This window comes from Sphingomonas sp. S2M10 (assembly GCF_012650175.1).
Classification (GTDB): Bacteria; Pseudomonadota; Alphaproteobacteria; order Sphingomonadales; family Sphingomonadaceae; genus Sphingomonas.
On sequence record NZ_JAAILI010000007.1, the window covers coordinates 1 to 14,596 of the forward strand.

General features: G+C 59.4%; 13 protein-coding genes. 8 read left to right on the forward strand and 5 right to left on the reverse strand.

The window, feature by feature from the left end:
• Positions 1-293: 293 nt before the first annotated feature.
• Positions 294-1,289, reverse strand: coding sequence for a WYL domain-containing protein (locus S2M10_RS01450; RefSeq protein ID WP_168844524.1), 996 nt, complete (start codon positions 1,287-1,289; stop codon positions 294-296).
• A gap of 96 nt (positions 1,290-1,385) precedes the next feature.
• Here S2M10_RS01450 and S2M10_RS01455 point away from each other — a divergent pair, with 96 nt between their 5' ends.
• From S2M10_RS01455 to S2M10_RS01470, 4 genes are all read left to right on the forward strand, one after another.
• Positions 1,386-4,793 carry a TM0106 family RecB-like putative nuclease gene (locus tag S2M10_RS01455; RefSeq protein WP_211090808.1) on the forward strand — a complete coding sequence of 1,136 codons (3,408 nt, stop codon included), beginning with the start codon at positions 1,386-1,388 and terminating at the stop codon, positions 4,791-4,793.
• A gap of 45 nt (positions 4,794-4,838) precedes the next feature.
• Complete coding sequence (locus S2M10_RS01460; RefSeq protein WP_168844525.1) at positions 4,839-5,141, forward strand: hypothetical protein; 303 nt, start codon at positions 4,839-4,841, stop codon at positions 5,139-5,141.
• A gap of 70 nt (positions 5,142-5,211) precedes the next feature.
• Positions 5,212-5,934: a hypothetical protein gene (locus tag S2M10_RS01465; protein WP_168844526.1), complete on the forward strand. Its 723-nt coding sequence runs from the start codon at positions 5,212-5,214 to the stop codon at positions 5,932-5,934.
• Positions 5,935-6,059: 125 nt separating this feature from the next.
• Positions 6,060-7,487 (forward strand): anti-phage deoxyguanosine triphosphatase, encoded by a 1,428-nt coding sequence (locus S2M10_RS01470; protein ID WP_348770509.1) that lies wholly within the window; start codon positions 6,060-6,062, stop codon positions 7,485-7,487.
• Between the two features lie 106 nt (positions 7,488-7,593).
• On the opposite strand, the gene S2M10_RS01475 is transcribed toward S2M10_RS01470, so the two are convergent.
• Both S2M10_RS01475 and S2M10_RS01480 read right to left on the reverse strand, forming a co-directional pair.
• Positions 7,594-8,208 carry a hypothetical protein gene (locus S2M10_RS01475; protein WP_168844527.1) on the reverse strand — a complete coding sequence of 205 codons (615 nt, stop codon included), beginning with the start codon at positions 8,206-8,208 and terminating at the stop codon, positions 7,594-7,596.
• Positions 8,209-8,421: 213 nt separating this feature from the next.
• Complete coding sequence (locus S2M10_RS01480) at positions 8,422-8,808, reverse strand: hypothetical protein (protein ID WP_168844528.1); 387 nt, start codon at positions 8,806-8,808, stop codon at positions 8,422-8,424.
• Between the two features lie 83 nt (positions 8,809-8,891).
• Here S2M10_RS01480 and S2M10_RS01485 point away from each other — a divergent pair, with 83 nt between their 5' ends.
• From S2M10_RS01485 to S2M10_RS01500, 4 genes are all read left to right on the forward strand, one after another.
• Positions 8,892-10,436 carry a recombinase family protein gene (locus tag S2M10_RS01485; protein ID WP_348770510.1) on the forward strand — a complete coding sequence of 515 codons (1,545 nt, stop codon included), beginning with the start codon at positions 8,892-8,894 and terminating at the stop codon, positions 10,434-10,436.
• Positions 10,433-11,311: a plasmid partitioning protein RepB C-terminal domain-containing protein gene (locus S2M10_RS01490; RefSeq protein ID WP_168844530.1), complete on the forward strand. Its 879-nt coding sequence runs from the start codon at positions 10,433-10,435 to the stop codon at positions 11,309-11,311. The genes S2M10_RS01485 and S2M10_RS01490 overlap by 4 nt, the downstream gene beginning before the upstream one ends.
• A gap of 8 nt (positions 11,312-11,319) precedes the next feature.
• Positions 11,320-12,195, forward strand: coding sequence for a plasmid partitioning protein RepB C-terminal domain-containing protein (locus tag S2M10_RS01495; RefSeq protein ID WP_211090809.1), 876 nt, complete (start codon positions 11,320-11,322; stop codon positions 12,193-12,195).
• 128 nt (positions 12,196-12,323) lie between these two features.
• On the forward strand, positions 12,324-12,641 hold the full coding sequence (locus tag S2M10_RS01500) for a DUF3761 domain-containing protein (protein WP_168844532.1): 318 nt from the start codon (positions 12,324-12,326) through the stop codon (positions 12,639-12,641).
• Here the strand turns inward: S2M10_RS01500 and S2M10_RS01505 are convergent.
• Positions 12,638-13,648: a S1/P1 nuclease gene (locus S2M10_RS01505; protein ID WP_168844533.1), complete on the reverse strand. Its 1,011-nt coding sequence runs from the start codon at positions 13,646-13,648 to the stop codon at positions 12,638-12,640. The genes S2M10_RS01500 and S2M10_RS01505 overlap by 4 nt on opposite strands.
• A gap of 220 nt (positions 13,649-13,868) precedes the next feature.
• Positions 13,869-14,075 (reverse strand): hypothetical protein, encoded by a 207-nt coding sequence (locus S2M10_RS01510; RefSeq protein WP_168844534.1) that lies wholly within the window; start codon positions 14,073-14,075, stop codon positions 13,869-13,871.
• Positions 14,076-14,596 lie beyond the last annotated feature (521 nt).

Below are 14,596 nucleotides of genomic sequence, written 5' to 3' on the forward strand. Positions count from 1 at the left end.
CAATACCGTGCGTCCGCATAGCAGTCTTGGCGGGTTGGCACCCGCCGAGTTTACGAACCGCCCCCGCCAAGGGCATATGGACACCGAAGCTAAGTTATCAACGGCCTGAAAATGGGGAGCAGGTCACTGGGTAAACTGGGCTCAATATCCCGAGACGCAAATTCGAGTCGTGAATGGGCCTACTGGCAAGTATCTCCGGACCGACCGCGATATCACCTCGAGGAATAACCTCGACGACTTGCCGGACTGTTGATGTGTAACTTCGAGGGCCGGGGCGCGCTCCGGTCCTCCATCTATGGCATCGATACAAAATCGTTCCGCCGGTGCTTCTCCACCATCCTGGCAAGCTCAGGCGGCGATAGCACCTCCACGGCGTCCCCCCACATGTACAGATGCCAGCACATCTCCAACAAACCCGATGCGCGGAACCGGACGATCAGCGCGCCGTCGCTCTCACTCTCAACGGTCTGAGCCGGGTGAAACTGGAATCCTGCAGCTCGCGATGCTGCGTGAGGCGCGAAACGCCAGGCAACATCGTGGATGCCCACTTCGTCCTGAAACGAACCGAAGCAGCGCTGTGCGTGCTCATCCAGGTCGAAGCCTGCCTTGCGCTCGAATGTCTCGGGCAGAACTGTCGCTTCCTCGATTGCCTCGACGCGGAAATGCTGGATGCCGCCTCCGACTTTCTGGAGGTCGACTGCGACAAGGTAACGACGCGCGCCGATCAGAAGCCCGTGTGGGGCAACGATTCTCACACGCGCCTCCTTGTCCTTCCACCCGCAGTAGCGAATCCGCAGCTTTGAGGTGCCCTTGAGTGCTGTCGATATTGCATGATCGATTGCTTCCCGCGCGACCGGGCGCGGACCGGGACGTGCCGCATGCCCCAAGGCTACCAGCAGGGCATCTTCATCCGCCTCGATACGCCGGCTGCGGTCGCTAGGGATAAGCGCCAAGATCTTCGCGTGCAAAGACCGGAGAGCCTGCACCTGATCACCCCCCGCCCCCTTCGTCAGCATATCTTCGGCCAAAGTCATGGCCGCGAGCTCCTCAGCAGTCGGGACCAGCAGCGGTGCGATCGCTTTATGCGGTAGACGCCAACGAGTCTTGCCAGACTCTTCGTCTCGGTAGCTGGTCAGCTCCGAAAACAGTTCGCGCAGAGCTCGCACCACCCGTTGAGCAGTACGATAATCGCGTTCGAGCAACTCCGCGATCTCGTCCAGGCTGATGCCACGCACGCTTGCGGCGCGCGATGCCACCGTCAAAAGTTCGATCGCGTTGCGGTAGGACATCCTCAATCCCTCCCATGCGACAGGATCTGTCCTGTACCATCATCATGATGAACATGCATGGTGCAGTCCAGCGGATGGCGATCCGCAAGTGGGGGAATGATGCGGAACTACGGCGGTCAAACGATCTTCTCGGCCAGCGATCTCGTGAACTTCATGGGCTGCGGTCATTCCACAGTTCTCGATATCGCCCACCTCACGGCTCCAGCTGTCTTCACCGAAGACGATGAAACGGCTGTCCTGCTGCAAGAAAAAGGGATTGAGCACGAGAAGGCGTACTTGGATCGCCTGATAGCAGAGGGCCGCTCAGTCATCGAAATCGCTGGGACTGGCACGCTTGAAGAGCGGGCTGAGGCGACACGCCGTGCGATGCAGGAAGGCTATGATGTTATCTATCAGGGCGCATTTCTGATAGGCCGTTGGCACGGCTATTCTGATTTCCTTATCCGCCGAAGCGACATTTCATCGTCGCTCGGATCCTACGCCTACGACGTAGCGGACACGAAGCTGGCGCGATCAGCAAAGGCGAAGCACGTTCTGCAGCTTTGCGTATACGCCGACATGCTGGAGCAGGTGCAAGGGATAGCCCCGCCGCACATTCACGTGGTGCTGGGGTCAGGCGAGATAGCGTCGCTCCGAACAACATCTGTGCTACACTATTATGGCTTCGCCCGTCATCGCTTCGAGGCGTTTGTCGACGCGCCGCCTGCGCCGTCGAAATCGGATCCCTGCGGACACTGCACCTTCTGCCGTTGGTCAGATCACTGCAAGGCAGAATGGGAGGCGGCTGACCATCTTTCGATTGTCGCAGGCATGGGGCGCGGCCAAATCGCGGCTCTGCGCGCTGCGGGAATTGACGATATCAGCGCGCTCGCAGCGTTACCGGATGGTACCCGCATCGAAGGCATGCAATCCGATACCGTTGCCCGCTTGTCGGCGCAGGCTCGTCTTCAGGCACATCACCGCCAAACCGGAGAAATCCGAGTCGAACTGCTGCCCCCCAAGCAGGGCCGAGGCTTCGCTCGCCTGCCGGAACCCGATCACGGCGACATGTTCTTCGACATGGAGGGTGATCCGCTTTTCGACGGTGGCCTAGAGTATCTTTTCGGCCTGGTTGCGTTCGACGACGATGGCACCGACAAATTCCACGAGTTTTGGGCTCACGATCGCGAGAGCGAGAAGCGCGCATTCGAGCGCACGATAGATTTCATGGTAGAGCGGCTTGCTCGCTTCCCGAAAGCGTACATCTACCACTATGCCGCGTATGAGCAGACGGCATTGAAGAAGCTCGCCATGTACCATGGCACGCGCGAGGCGGAGGTGGACGAGCTTCTCCGAAGCGAGAAGATGGTAGATCTCTACCGCGTCGTCGCCGAAGCTATCCGTACCTCGGAACCCCGCTACTCCATCAAGAACATGGAGGCATTCTACCTGCCCGGCGGCCGCCAGGGGGAGGTCAAGAACGCCGGGGACAGCATCATCATCTATGAGCGCTGGCGGCGCCTGGGCGACGATCATCTCCTGCGGGAGATCGCAGACTATAACGAGGTCGATTGCCGCTCGACCCGCATGTGCCGCGACTGGCTGCTGTCGCTCAGCCCCGAAGGGACACCCCGCTTTGAGGGGCGGAAGGGAGAAGCCCCAGATCCGGCCAAGGTTGAGGCACGCACCGAAGCGGAAGAACGTACGCGGCGTTTAGCGGAAGCTTTGATAGCCGGCGGCAGCGACGCTTGGCGCCTGCTGCTAGTCGACCTGCTCGAATTTCACCGTCGCGAGGCAAAGCCATCCTGGTGGGCAATGTTCGCACGCCAGGAGATGGACAGAGAGGCACTGCTCAACGACGCTGAATGCCTTGCTGACCTCGTGCCGCATCCAACGATTCCTCCCCGGGCGGAGAAGAAGTCGACGGTGCATACCTTCACCTTTCCTCCGCAGGACTTCAAACTGAAGGCCGGCGATGAACCGCTACGTTCCGGAACGTTAGAGCCAGCAGGTGAAATCGTTATGCTCGACGAGGATGCTGGGATCGTTGCGCTGAAGCAGGGCCCCAGTCGCTCACCTCTGGATCCGGAAACAGCACTGATTCCGACCGGTCCGATTGGCGACAAGGTTCTGCGCGCAGCTGTCCACCGGTACGCCGAGCACATAGCCACGGGAGGAGATCGATATCGCGCCATAACTGCGATCCTGCAGCGCGAACGCCCGCGGCTTAACGGCCGAGAGCAGGGGCAGCCGATCTTGGCAGCGGGTGCAGATGCTACTGCCGGTGCCATCGACGCACTTCTCGCATTGGATGACAGCTACCTCTTGATTCAAGGTCCGCCGGGGGCTGGAAAGACGTACACCTCTTCCCAAGCGATCGTCGCACTGCTTGCAGCCGGTAAGCGTGTCGGAATTGCATCCAACTCGCATAAGGCGATCAACAATCTCCTCAAGGATGTGGAGGCCCTGGCCGCTGCTGAAGGTCTGGCCTGTCGCGGCATGAAAAAGTCGACCCGGGATGAGCAGGCGCTTGGAACCGGTGGATGGATCGAGGACATCATCGCCGGGAAGGGAAGCGGCGTGCAAGCACATCACCAGCTCGTCGCCGGCACGGCCTGGCTTTTCGCGCGCGAGGAACTGGACGAAGCGTTCGACTACCTGTTCATCGACGAGGCGGGACAGGTCAGCCTGGCCAACATCATTGCGATGGGCTGCGCCGCACGGAACGTGGTTCTCGTGGGCGACCAAATGCAGCTATCGCAGCCGATCAAGGGTACCCACCCCGGGCAAAGCGGCATGTCCGCACTGGATTATCTTCTTGAAGGGCATGCCACCGTTCCTCCGGAGCAGGGGGTATTTTTGCCGATCACGAGACGCATGCATCCTGACCTGTGCCGCTTCATCTCCGATGCGGTTTACGAAGGACGCCTGGAAGCGGAGCCTACTACCGCGCACCAGTCCCTTCACGTGGATTGCGCGCGGGACCCGGAAGCCCTGGCACCGGCTGGGCTACGTTTCGTGGACGTCGAGCACGCAGGTTGCACCCAGCGCTCGCAGGTAGAGGCTGACCGGCTTGCCCGCACCTACACGGCCCTTGTAGGTGCGCACTGGACGGATCGGCATGGCGAAAAGTGTGTTCTCGGTGTCGCGGACATACTGGTCGTATCACCTTACAACATGCAGGTTGAGCTACTGAAGCGAGCGCTGCCAGAGGGCGCGAGAGTAGGAACGGTAGACAAGTTTCAGGGCCAGGAGGCGCCGGTAGTTCTCGTGTCTATGGCTACATCATCAGGCGACGACCTGCCCAGAAACATCGAATTTCTTTACAGTCGCAATCGCCTCAACGTCGCTATCAGCCGAGCAAAATGCCTTGCAGTGATCTACGCCAGCCCTAGACTGCTCGAAGTGCCCTGCTCGACGATTGAGCAGATGGAGTTGGTGGACGGCCTGTGCTGGGCGAAGCAGTTCGCTGAACAGCAGCGGTATGGACCGAAAGATGAGGTCGGCAAGTTGGGATCGATCTGATGTCATCGCCGCGCGCTGCAAGAGGGAAACTCCTATCGTCGGGGTATGGAGCAGATTTCGCCCCACGCGATCTTCCCGCTCACGCGGACCTTGTTGTCCGCGAGATTTTGGTCGGAGACCAATAACCACCACCTGATCGTCCACAAGCAATACCGTCTTCCAGCACGTTGGTGGCACCTCGGCGCGCGATTCGCCGGCCTCGCGATGATCGCCATAGCAATCGGGTGGCCAATCATGCTCTTGGTGTCTGGCTGGACGTTGACGGGCGTGTTGTTCGCGGTCGCCGATGGAGCGCTCCTCGCAACTGGCTACGAGCTGATGAAGGCTGGCGGCCCGAGGTGGCTCTAGGTATATCAGTAACTGAATTTTGACCGCCCCCGCTCCATAGCTTCTGGAGTTGAGGGGAGACATGCAAATTATGTTAGACGAAGAAGCAGTACGTAGCAGCTGGTCGGCGTGGCTTGATCGAGGATGGCATGGAGTAAATGTGTCGGAGTGGACAGGTCTTTATCTGCCTGCCAAGCTTGACGCTGATATCCGATTTTTGAATCTGCTGGTTGAAAAGGTGCCTTCCTTCGCACGAGTTGCACAGCGATATCGCCGTGAAGCGGTCGGCGACCTTGCGCGAGGGCAGTATCTACTTCCTTGGACGAGCAAGAAAAATCCACAATTCTTTACTGAAGAACGTGCCAGCCAACAAATCAAGCTTGAGGATTGTGAGCATGGGTTTCCAGTAGCTCAGATCAAATCACTTGTTCTAATGGCGTTGGAGGCAGGGGATGTCGATCAGGCGCGAAAGCGGCTCGTGTACTGCTGGCTGATTCCCACAGTACACTGTACGAACGCAACACATCGTTCGCTTCCACCGCGCTGCGAGAACTTCGAGCGTCCGCTCGATCGTTATTCGGCGCGCCATCCCAAACTTCAGGATCTAGCTGATCGATCCTTTGAAGGCGTCGCCATGAACGTGCGACGCTTCGATGGCACTTTGATCAACCCCGACGATTACAGCCGGGCCCAGATGCTAGATGATCTGCGGACCATCGACCAGCTTCGACCGATCGTGGACGGACTGGATGGGCTGACCTTCCCAGATCCCGAAGAGGAAGCTGCCTATACCGCCAGAATGCGCAAACGGTAACCTATTGGGACGCCCCTCGGAATCAGTACCATAAATGCTGGTTCCGAGGCCCTCGGCAAGGCGGGGGAACAGTCCTTCCCGAAGTCATCCACCGAAATTTTGTGAGGCGATGATTTGCCCTCGCGTTGAAACCCAGCTTCAACAAGAGCTATGCGGGCGGTATCCTAGGACCTCGAAGGTGGCTAATGAATATTGCTGGAGAAAATTCTGATTGTTGGTCTGCCCGGAGGGAAGGCTGGGCCGCGCAGTCTGAAGACGCCCGTGATTCTGCCGCCATCGATTATGCCCGTGTCATCCATTCCGCCTCGTTCCGCCGCTTGCAGGGCAAAACGCAAATTCTCAACCTCGGCGACAGCGACTTTTATCGCAACCGGCTTACACATTCGATCGAAGTCGCTCAGGTAGCGGGCGGCCTCGCGCGCCAGATGCAGAAATCGCATCCTGATCACCCAGCGTGTGCGTGGATCCCGGATCTGACCATGATCCAGGCCATCGGCGCAACGCACGATCTAGGACATCCGCCGTTCGGCCACGGCGGCGAGGTAGCCCTCAACTACTGCATGCGTGACGCAGGCGGGTTCGAGGGCAACGGCCAAACCCTTAGAATTCTCGCACGCCTCGAGCGCTTCTCCGCCGCTGCGGGATCAAACCTGACACGACGCACCCTCTTGGGGATTCTGAAGTATCCTGCGGCATATTCCGCAGTACGCAGCAACGAACCCGGTCGCGTCCCTCGGCTTGCAGACGGCCCAACGACTGTCCGTCTGATCGATCGTGCCGCTTGCAAACCACCGAAATGCTACCTCGACACCGAGGCCGATGTCGTGGCCTGGCTACTGGACCCGCTGCCCCCTGAGGACCGCGACCGCTTCGTCTCATTTGACAAAGCGCCTGGCAAGCACGGCAAGACGCGCTTCAAATCCTTCGATTGCAGCATCATGGATCTCGCAGACGACATTGCCTTCGGGGTTCACGACCTCGAGGATGCGCTGGCAATGCGACTTATGTCCGGGAGCGATCTTGTCGATCTTGTCCCGGATTCAGCGGCCAGTTGTTTCCTGGACAGCCTGAAGAAGCGTTACCCAAATGAATTCGGGAACAACGTATACGACGGGTTCATCGCGGGCTTATCCGACGAGTCTCGCCGCAAACGCTACATCGGGCGCTTGGTCGGTCATTTTATCACCAACGTTATAATCGATTCTGACGAAAGCTTTGCCACACCGCTTCTTCGCTATCGAGCTAACCTTCCGCAACCGCAACGCTTTTTCCTCGAGACACTGAAGGATGCCGTTGCTAAGCGAGTCATATATAGCGCTTCCGTCCAGCATCTTGAGTTTAAAGGCCAAAACATGGTCGTTCAGGTTTTCGAGGCTCTTGCTTCCGCGCCCGATGCGTTGCTGCCGGAATCTACCCGAGACCGTTTCGCCCAATCAGATGATCCGCAGCGTGTAATCTGCGATCACGTCGCGGGCATGACGGATAGCTTCCTTTTAAAAACGTACGAACGCCTCTTTAGCCCGCGAATGGGATCTGTATTCGACCGGATTTAGGCCTTTCCCACGGCGTCGAAACCATCTCGGTTCAAGTCCGGCGCACCGCCAGCGTGTGCCGCCGCCGGAATGACAGGCGGCAGCAAACTGCCGCCCGTCAGTAAGATCAAGCCGCCCTCTTCAAAGGACGACCAACAAGCTCTCCTCGCTCCGAGCTATAAACCGTAGCGTCTCCTCGCAGATGCACCTCTGCGCGACGAGCCTCATCCAGAAGGTCTTGAAGCCTCGTCTGAGTGCGAAGAAGGCCTGCACCGAAGCTTCCCGGCACCTGTCCATCAACCCAACGAGGAGGCCCGCTCCGACGAAAGGCAAAGTACCCGACGGCATCGTCACCGACGGTTGGAACGAGCAAGGCATGTCCTTGCACAGGTGACCAAACCTTGCAGCAGCCATAGCAAATAATTTGATCCCCTTCCCTGCGGAAAATGCCCATGGCCGCCGGCGCACCTTGCGCGTCGTCGACGTCGAACGCGATGTAAATGCAGTCTCTGCGTTCATTACGAACAGCCTTCGCCAACAGCGCTTCGTCGCCTCCGGCGAGGCGAAAGCCGGCCATGACGACCGGCGATTTCGAACCTACCTGATCCGGCATGGCGCCGGTGAGCAGCTTGGAATAGGCGACTACATATCGAACCATGTTTGCGTAGGCTGCCGGATCGGACGCGGACAGGAACTCAAGTTCGTGCCGGGCAGCGCGCATTTTTTCAGTCTCGTTCATCATTTCTTAACTCCAAGTAAGTTACGGCGAAGCCGCGGGGCCGGGCCCGGCCTCTGCCTTTTCCCCTCCCAACGTGCTTCACACGTGCACTTCACCTGAAGTGTTCTTCTGGCGCGATGGCGTCGCCAGACACCATCTAGGCAAGCCGGCTGGCGCCGGCCCAAAATGGCAAGATCTGTCGGTGCTGGGCGCTAGTCTGATGTCGGGGCCACAAGGTTATTCCTGCCCCAGGCAATCGAGAAAATACGCGATAGCGGCTCGAAGTTCTTCGCTCGCTCTCTGCAGCACAGCACCGCGCTGCAATTCAGATCGGTCCGCCAGTGCAAGTACGGCCGCGGTCACTGCATCTGAGTGACGCATGAGCACGACAAGCCCGGCGCCGCTTGGGCCATTGCGAGCATACAGCCAGTTTTGGACGGTTCGAGGATTTGAGCCGGTCAGCCTAGCGATGTGCTTCACCTTGGCAGGCGACGTTCCGAAATCCGCCCGTAGCGCGTCGGCAATGACACCCGCGAAGCTGGCCAAAGTGTCTGCCGAAGGATCGATGGGAAATCCGCTTCCGCTATCGGCGCGAAGATTTCGGTGCTCGCGTGAAAACGACATTCCGACCTCCTTCCAATAGAAAGGCATCAATATCTCACGCCACGGTGAAGTTATCGCGGCAGTTTTGCGGGACCGAGGGAATCGTGGATTCACAACGGCCAGCTCCAACTCGTGCCGCCCAGTATGTGCGGATGTCGACCGATCATCAGCGCTACTCGACCGAGAACCAGGCAGAAGTCATCGCAAGCTATGCCGCTCGTCGCAATTTCGAGATTGTGCGAAGCTATGCCGACGAGGGTCGGAGCGGGCTTAACATTGCTGGGCGTGACTCGCTGCGTCGCTTGATTTCGGACGTTCAGAACGGGGACGCCGATTATGAGGCGGTGCTGGTCTATGATATCAGCCGATGGGGACGCTTCCAGGACGCCGATGAAAGCGCCTATTACGAGTTCATCTGCAGGGAGCGCGGAATCAACATTCACTATTGCGCTGAGCAGTTCGACAATGACGGCAGCCTGCCGTCCAACGTCATGAAAAGCATCAAGCGGGTGATGGCTGGGGAGTATAGCAGAGAGCTATCCAACAAGGTTTTCGCGGGACAATGCCGTCTTGTCACCCTCGGCTATCGGCAAGGTGGATCTGCGGGCTACGGATTACGGCGACATCTTGTAAACGAGCACAACGAGTTAAAGGCGCCGCTTGCCCGCGGCGAGCATAAGAGTCTCCAGACTGACCGCGTTATCTTGGTGCCTGGCCCCAACGAAGAGGTTGAGACGGTACGCCGCATCTACCGGCTATTCGTCTTGGAGCTCCGCTCCGAGCGAGAAATTGCGACGATCCTGAATCGAGAGGGCAAATCGGCTGAACTGGGTCAGCCCTGGAACCGCTCCCTCATCCGACAGATTCTCACGAGCGAAAAATATATCGGTAACAATATATACAATCGCGTGTCGTTCAAATTGAAAAAGAAGAGGGTCTCGAACACCCCAGACATGTGGGTTCGAGGCGATGGAGCCTTTCAGCCCATCGTCGAACCTTTATTGTTCCAAGCGGCGCAGTCAATTCTGGCGGACCGCGCTCGCAGGTTTTCCGACGAGGAGTTGCTACAGTTGCTGACGGCGCTTCTCGGCGCTCGTGGCGCTTTATCCGGGATGATTATCGACGAGGTCGAATCGATGCCCTCGAGCGCTGCGTACCGGCACCGCTTCGGCAGCCTGCTCCGCGCATATGAGCTAATCGGCTATTCTCCAGGCCGCGACTACCGATACCTCGAGACCAACCGACAGTTGCGACTGATGCATCCGGAGGTAGTGTCGGAAACGGTCGCCGGCATCGAGCGCATCGGCGGCGAGGTCACGGTCGACGAGGAAACCGATCTATTGACCGTTAATCGCGAGGTGACGCTCGCGGTGGTGATCGTACGTTGCCAGCCGACACCTGCGGGATCGCTGCGCTGGCGCATTCGACTCGACACGAGCCTTCGTCCCGACATCACGGTCGCTGTGCGCATGCAGCCCGGAAATGTCCGCCATCGCGACTATTACCTCCTCCCTTGGCTGGATGTTGGATCGGATCCGAAGTTCGGAATGGCTGAGGAAAACGGCGTTCATCTCGATGCCTATCGGGTCAGCGACCTATCGCCGCTCTATCACCTGCTTCGCCGGCATTCTGTGGAGCGCGTACAATGACGGCGGAAATCACTACCATTCCAATATCCTCGATTGAGGTACTCAACCCAAGAACCCGCAATCGAAAGATTTTCGATGAGCTTGTAGAGAGCATCAGGGCCGTCGGCCTCAAGCGACCGATTACGGTTCGCCGCTCACCCAAGGGGGAGGGCTATGAACTCGTTTGTGGGCAAGGGAGGATGGAGGCTTTCAAAAAGCTCGGACAGACAGCTATCCCTGCCATGGTGATCGAGGCAACTCGCGAGGAATGCTTCGTGATGAGCCTCGTAGAGAACATGGCCCGGCGGAACCTCACACCCCTTGAGATGATCCGGGAAGTGGGTGCACTTCGGGATCGCGGATATAATTTCGCCGAGATAGCGCGAAAAATCGGGATGAGCCCAGAATACGTCTGGACCATCAACCTGCTGCTGGAGCGGGGCGAAGAGCGCCTCCTCGACGCAGTTGAACGCGGCATCATTCCACATACGATCGCTGCCGAAATTGCCCGCGCGAACGACGCCGACGTGCAACGCGCGCTGACCGAAGCCTACGAGACCGGCGCGCTGCCTGGCGATCAAATCCTAGCGATCCGGCGCATTGTGGATGACCGTAACCTGATCGGCAAAGGCATCCGCAGCATGCGCACGTCCCAAGCGCGGACTCAGCCTACTACGGCTGCTGCCCTCGTTCGGGCCTACCAGAAGGAGGTCGAGCGACAGAAGCTTTTGGTCAAAAAGGCAACACTCACCCAGAGTCGGCTGACATTCATCATTGGCGCAATGGCCAGGCTGCTCGCCGAAGATCACTTCGTGGCCCTCCTACGTGCAGAGGGCCTGGCTTCGTTGCCACAGCCGATCGCTCAGCGGATCGGGATCGCGGAAGATGCGCTGTGACATCGGCAGTGCACATTTCTTTCGCGCAGCAGGTGCTGCAGCTTCCGGTCAGCGTCATACTTCCGCTTCGCCCGATAACTCCCCGGATAACGGCTTCGCGTCGATACGCCAGGATCGCCATTTCGATTAGGGAAATCGGCATCATCGAGCCGCTCGCCGTGACGAAGGCGAATGAGCGGGGGCACCGCATGCTACTGGACGGGCATCTCCGCCTGCATGCACTCAAAGAGCAATCGGCGGAGACTGCCCCTTGTATCGAAGCGGACGATGACGAGGCATTCACCTACAACAAGCGCGTGAACCGCCTCGCAACGGTCCAAGAGCACTATATGATATCGCGAGCCATAGAACGCGGCGTACCGCCCAAAATGATCGCCGCGGCGCTCGGAATGGACGAGAAGCTGGTTCACCGACGCCGCAACCTTCTGGACGGCATTGCGCCGGAGGTTGTGGAAATACTGAAAGAAAAGTCGGTGAACGCCGAAATTTTCGACGTGCTTCGGAAAATGAAGCCGCACAAGCAGTTCAGCGCGGTCGAACTCATGGCATCCATGAACAATTTCACGGCCAGCTACGCCAAGGCTATCTTAGCGGCGACGCGCCAGGACGATCTCGCCAAGCCGGATCGGGCGAAGAAAGTTGCCGGCGTCACGCCCGAGCAGATGGCGCGAATGGAACGAGAGCTCGAAACGCTCAATCACGACTTCCGAGTGCGAGAAGCCACGTTCGGCGACGACGTCCTCCAGCTCGTTCTCGCCTCCCGGTACCTGCAGCGCCTCATCGAGAACAGGAACGTCGCAGGGTACCTTGAGGCCAAGCACGCCGACATCATCGCTGAATTCAGGACCATCGTGTCGGCAAGCACTCTCGACTCGGCCGTTTAACGGAACCGCCGAGCATAAGCTGACCACCATTTCTCATTTGCGTCGTGCGACTGACCTGCGAAAATTTCACATGCTTGCCAGCCAGCGGAGCTGTGCAATAGATCAAAGCACATGAAGGAGGGGGCTCCATGATCATCCAGCGTTTCGTCAAGCTCGCGTCGATTGCAACGGTCCTGTTGTCGGTCGTCCCCGCAACTTCGGCTAACGCTCGCGGACACCATGCTCATCATCATGCGGCATCGGGCTACAAGTCACACCATCGGTCGAGTCCGTCCTACGGCGGCGGCTATTATACCAACGTCGATGGGCGTTCGGTCCATCGGCCGGTGTTCACCGACCGGGCACCGGACGGGGAAAGCGCGCGCTGTGGCGACGGTTCGTACAGCTTCAGCCTTCATCGGCGCGGCACCTGCTCGCGCCATGGCGGGGTGGCGCGCTGGCTCTAGACGCGCATGCAGCGCCGTCTGAAGGTGCGCCGCGCGTCGCCATGGAGATTCTGTTTATCGGCTTGCTCGGAGCAGGCGATCGACTGCGGCGAGCGTCGAACTGGAGGCGCTTCGGCGCTGGTCGCAGGCTGGTGGCCTTCCTGCGGCTGCCCGCCAAGCGCATCGTTCAGAAGGCGCGCTAGGCGGACGCCCGCCTTTTCAATTTGAACGGCTGCGACCTCCCTTGCCCTCGCGTCGTAGCCGGCGGGCAAGGGGATTGGCGCGGCGTCACGGTCGCAGCCTGGCGGGCTCCCGACCGTGTAGACGGCCGTTCTCGCGACCGTGAAGGACTCGCGCGCCCAGTCGCGGGGCGTTCCAGATGCCCATGCGGCCAGCTGCTCAGGTCCTATTCGAGCACGAAGGGTCGTCGCAAGCGTTTCGGCATTGGGCGCCATCTCGCCGACAACGACGCTGTCCCAATAGCTGTGCAGATTGACGGTTCGGGTGCCGCCAAGCGAGACGCGCACGCAGTTGCCGCCGCGGTCCTGATGGTCGGCGGCGTGGAGCGGCTGATGGACATCACCGACGAAGTGCAGCACGAACTTCAGTGCGAGGCGGCGTTCAGCGTCGAAGGTGCCCGGATCGCGAAGTTCGCGCGTGAACTGTTCTATCTTGGCGACCACGCAGTCCTGCGCGGGCCCTTCGCTGGCAACGCCGGAGAAAGCGGGGAAGCCGAAGCATGCGGCGTCGAGGGAGCCCCCCTCCAACTCGATGTCGGCAAAGTGCCAGGAGGAAGTGAAGCGGTGGGACCCGCGCCAGACATCGGCCCAAGTCGCCCTGGCCGCCATGTCGGCACCGGTGAGGGTGTCGCTGTCGCTGGCGAGGATTGCGTCCACTCGCGTACGAGCCGCCGGGGTCAGGTAGCTGCGGGCGATCAGGGCGATCGCCTCGTGACCTTGGCTTCCCCAGGCGTAAGCGGGCGCGGGGGTGCAGAGGCAGAGCATCAACGTGATTGGCAACAGGCGCATGATAACGCCCTGCCACGGGACGCCCTAGCTTGGAAGATTGACGATGCCGAAGCTGTGGCCTGATCCGCGCGACCAGGAGCCGGAGCCTCGGTGGTTCGCGGTCCTGACGGCCTTGCTGATCGCGCTGCAGTTGGTTGCGGCCTTGGCGCGTTGCTCCGGCTGAGCCGCGACCTTGCAGCCCACAGGGGCGAAGATCGCGGCGTATGGAAGCTGGATCAGCTCAAGGGCACTTGGTGAACTGGCCCTTCTTCGGGCCCGCAGCGATGTGGCACTTGCCGTTCTTGTCCTTGGTGACGCCGCTAGCTGCCGCGGCAGCGGCAGGTGGGCACTTGGTGAACTTGCCCTTGGCATCCTTGCAGGGGCCGGCAGCCAGAGCCGGCGTGGCGATCAGGGCAATGGCGGCGGCGATGGTCGAGACGCGAAACATGGCGATCCTCTCCTTCAATGAGTCGCGGTCGGAGGATGCCACGTCACGCCAGCCGCGCAAGGGGAGGGTCTGCCTGAGCCTCAAATCACGGAGGGGCAGAGTTGGATAAGACTGATTACTCAACTTTTTAGGTCACGTTGGGAGCTGTAGAGCTGCCGGTAGGCAGCATCATCTTGGTGAAAGTATCTGTGCCATCACCATGTCGCCTTGAAAGGTGAAGGTGGCGGATGTGAAAACGTTGACTTAGTAAATTTCCCAACTTCTCCAATCATCTAAAAAATATTTCTATCAGATCAGCATCGGCTCTCCCAAGTTGGTGCCGATAGTGGCATCTGTTGATTCCAGATGGATTAGATACCCGGGGGGGGGATGTCATATGTCTGTCGAGCCTTCGTGCGGATTCCGACGATCCCGGCCGCCTATTCCGATCTGATCCCGGCCACTATTCCGATGTGAAGCCGGTCGGGCGAAGCCAGATCGAGTGGTTGTAATGGCATGCAGGTTTTTGGCGGGTCAAGCGA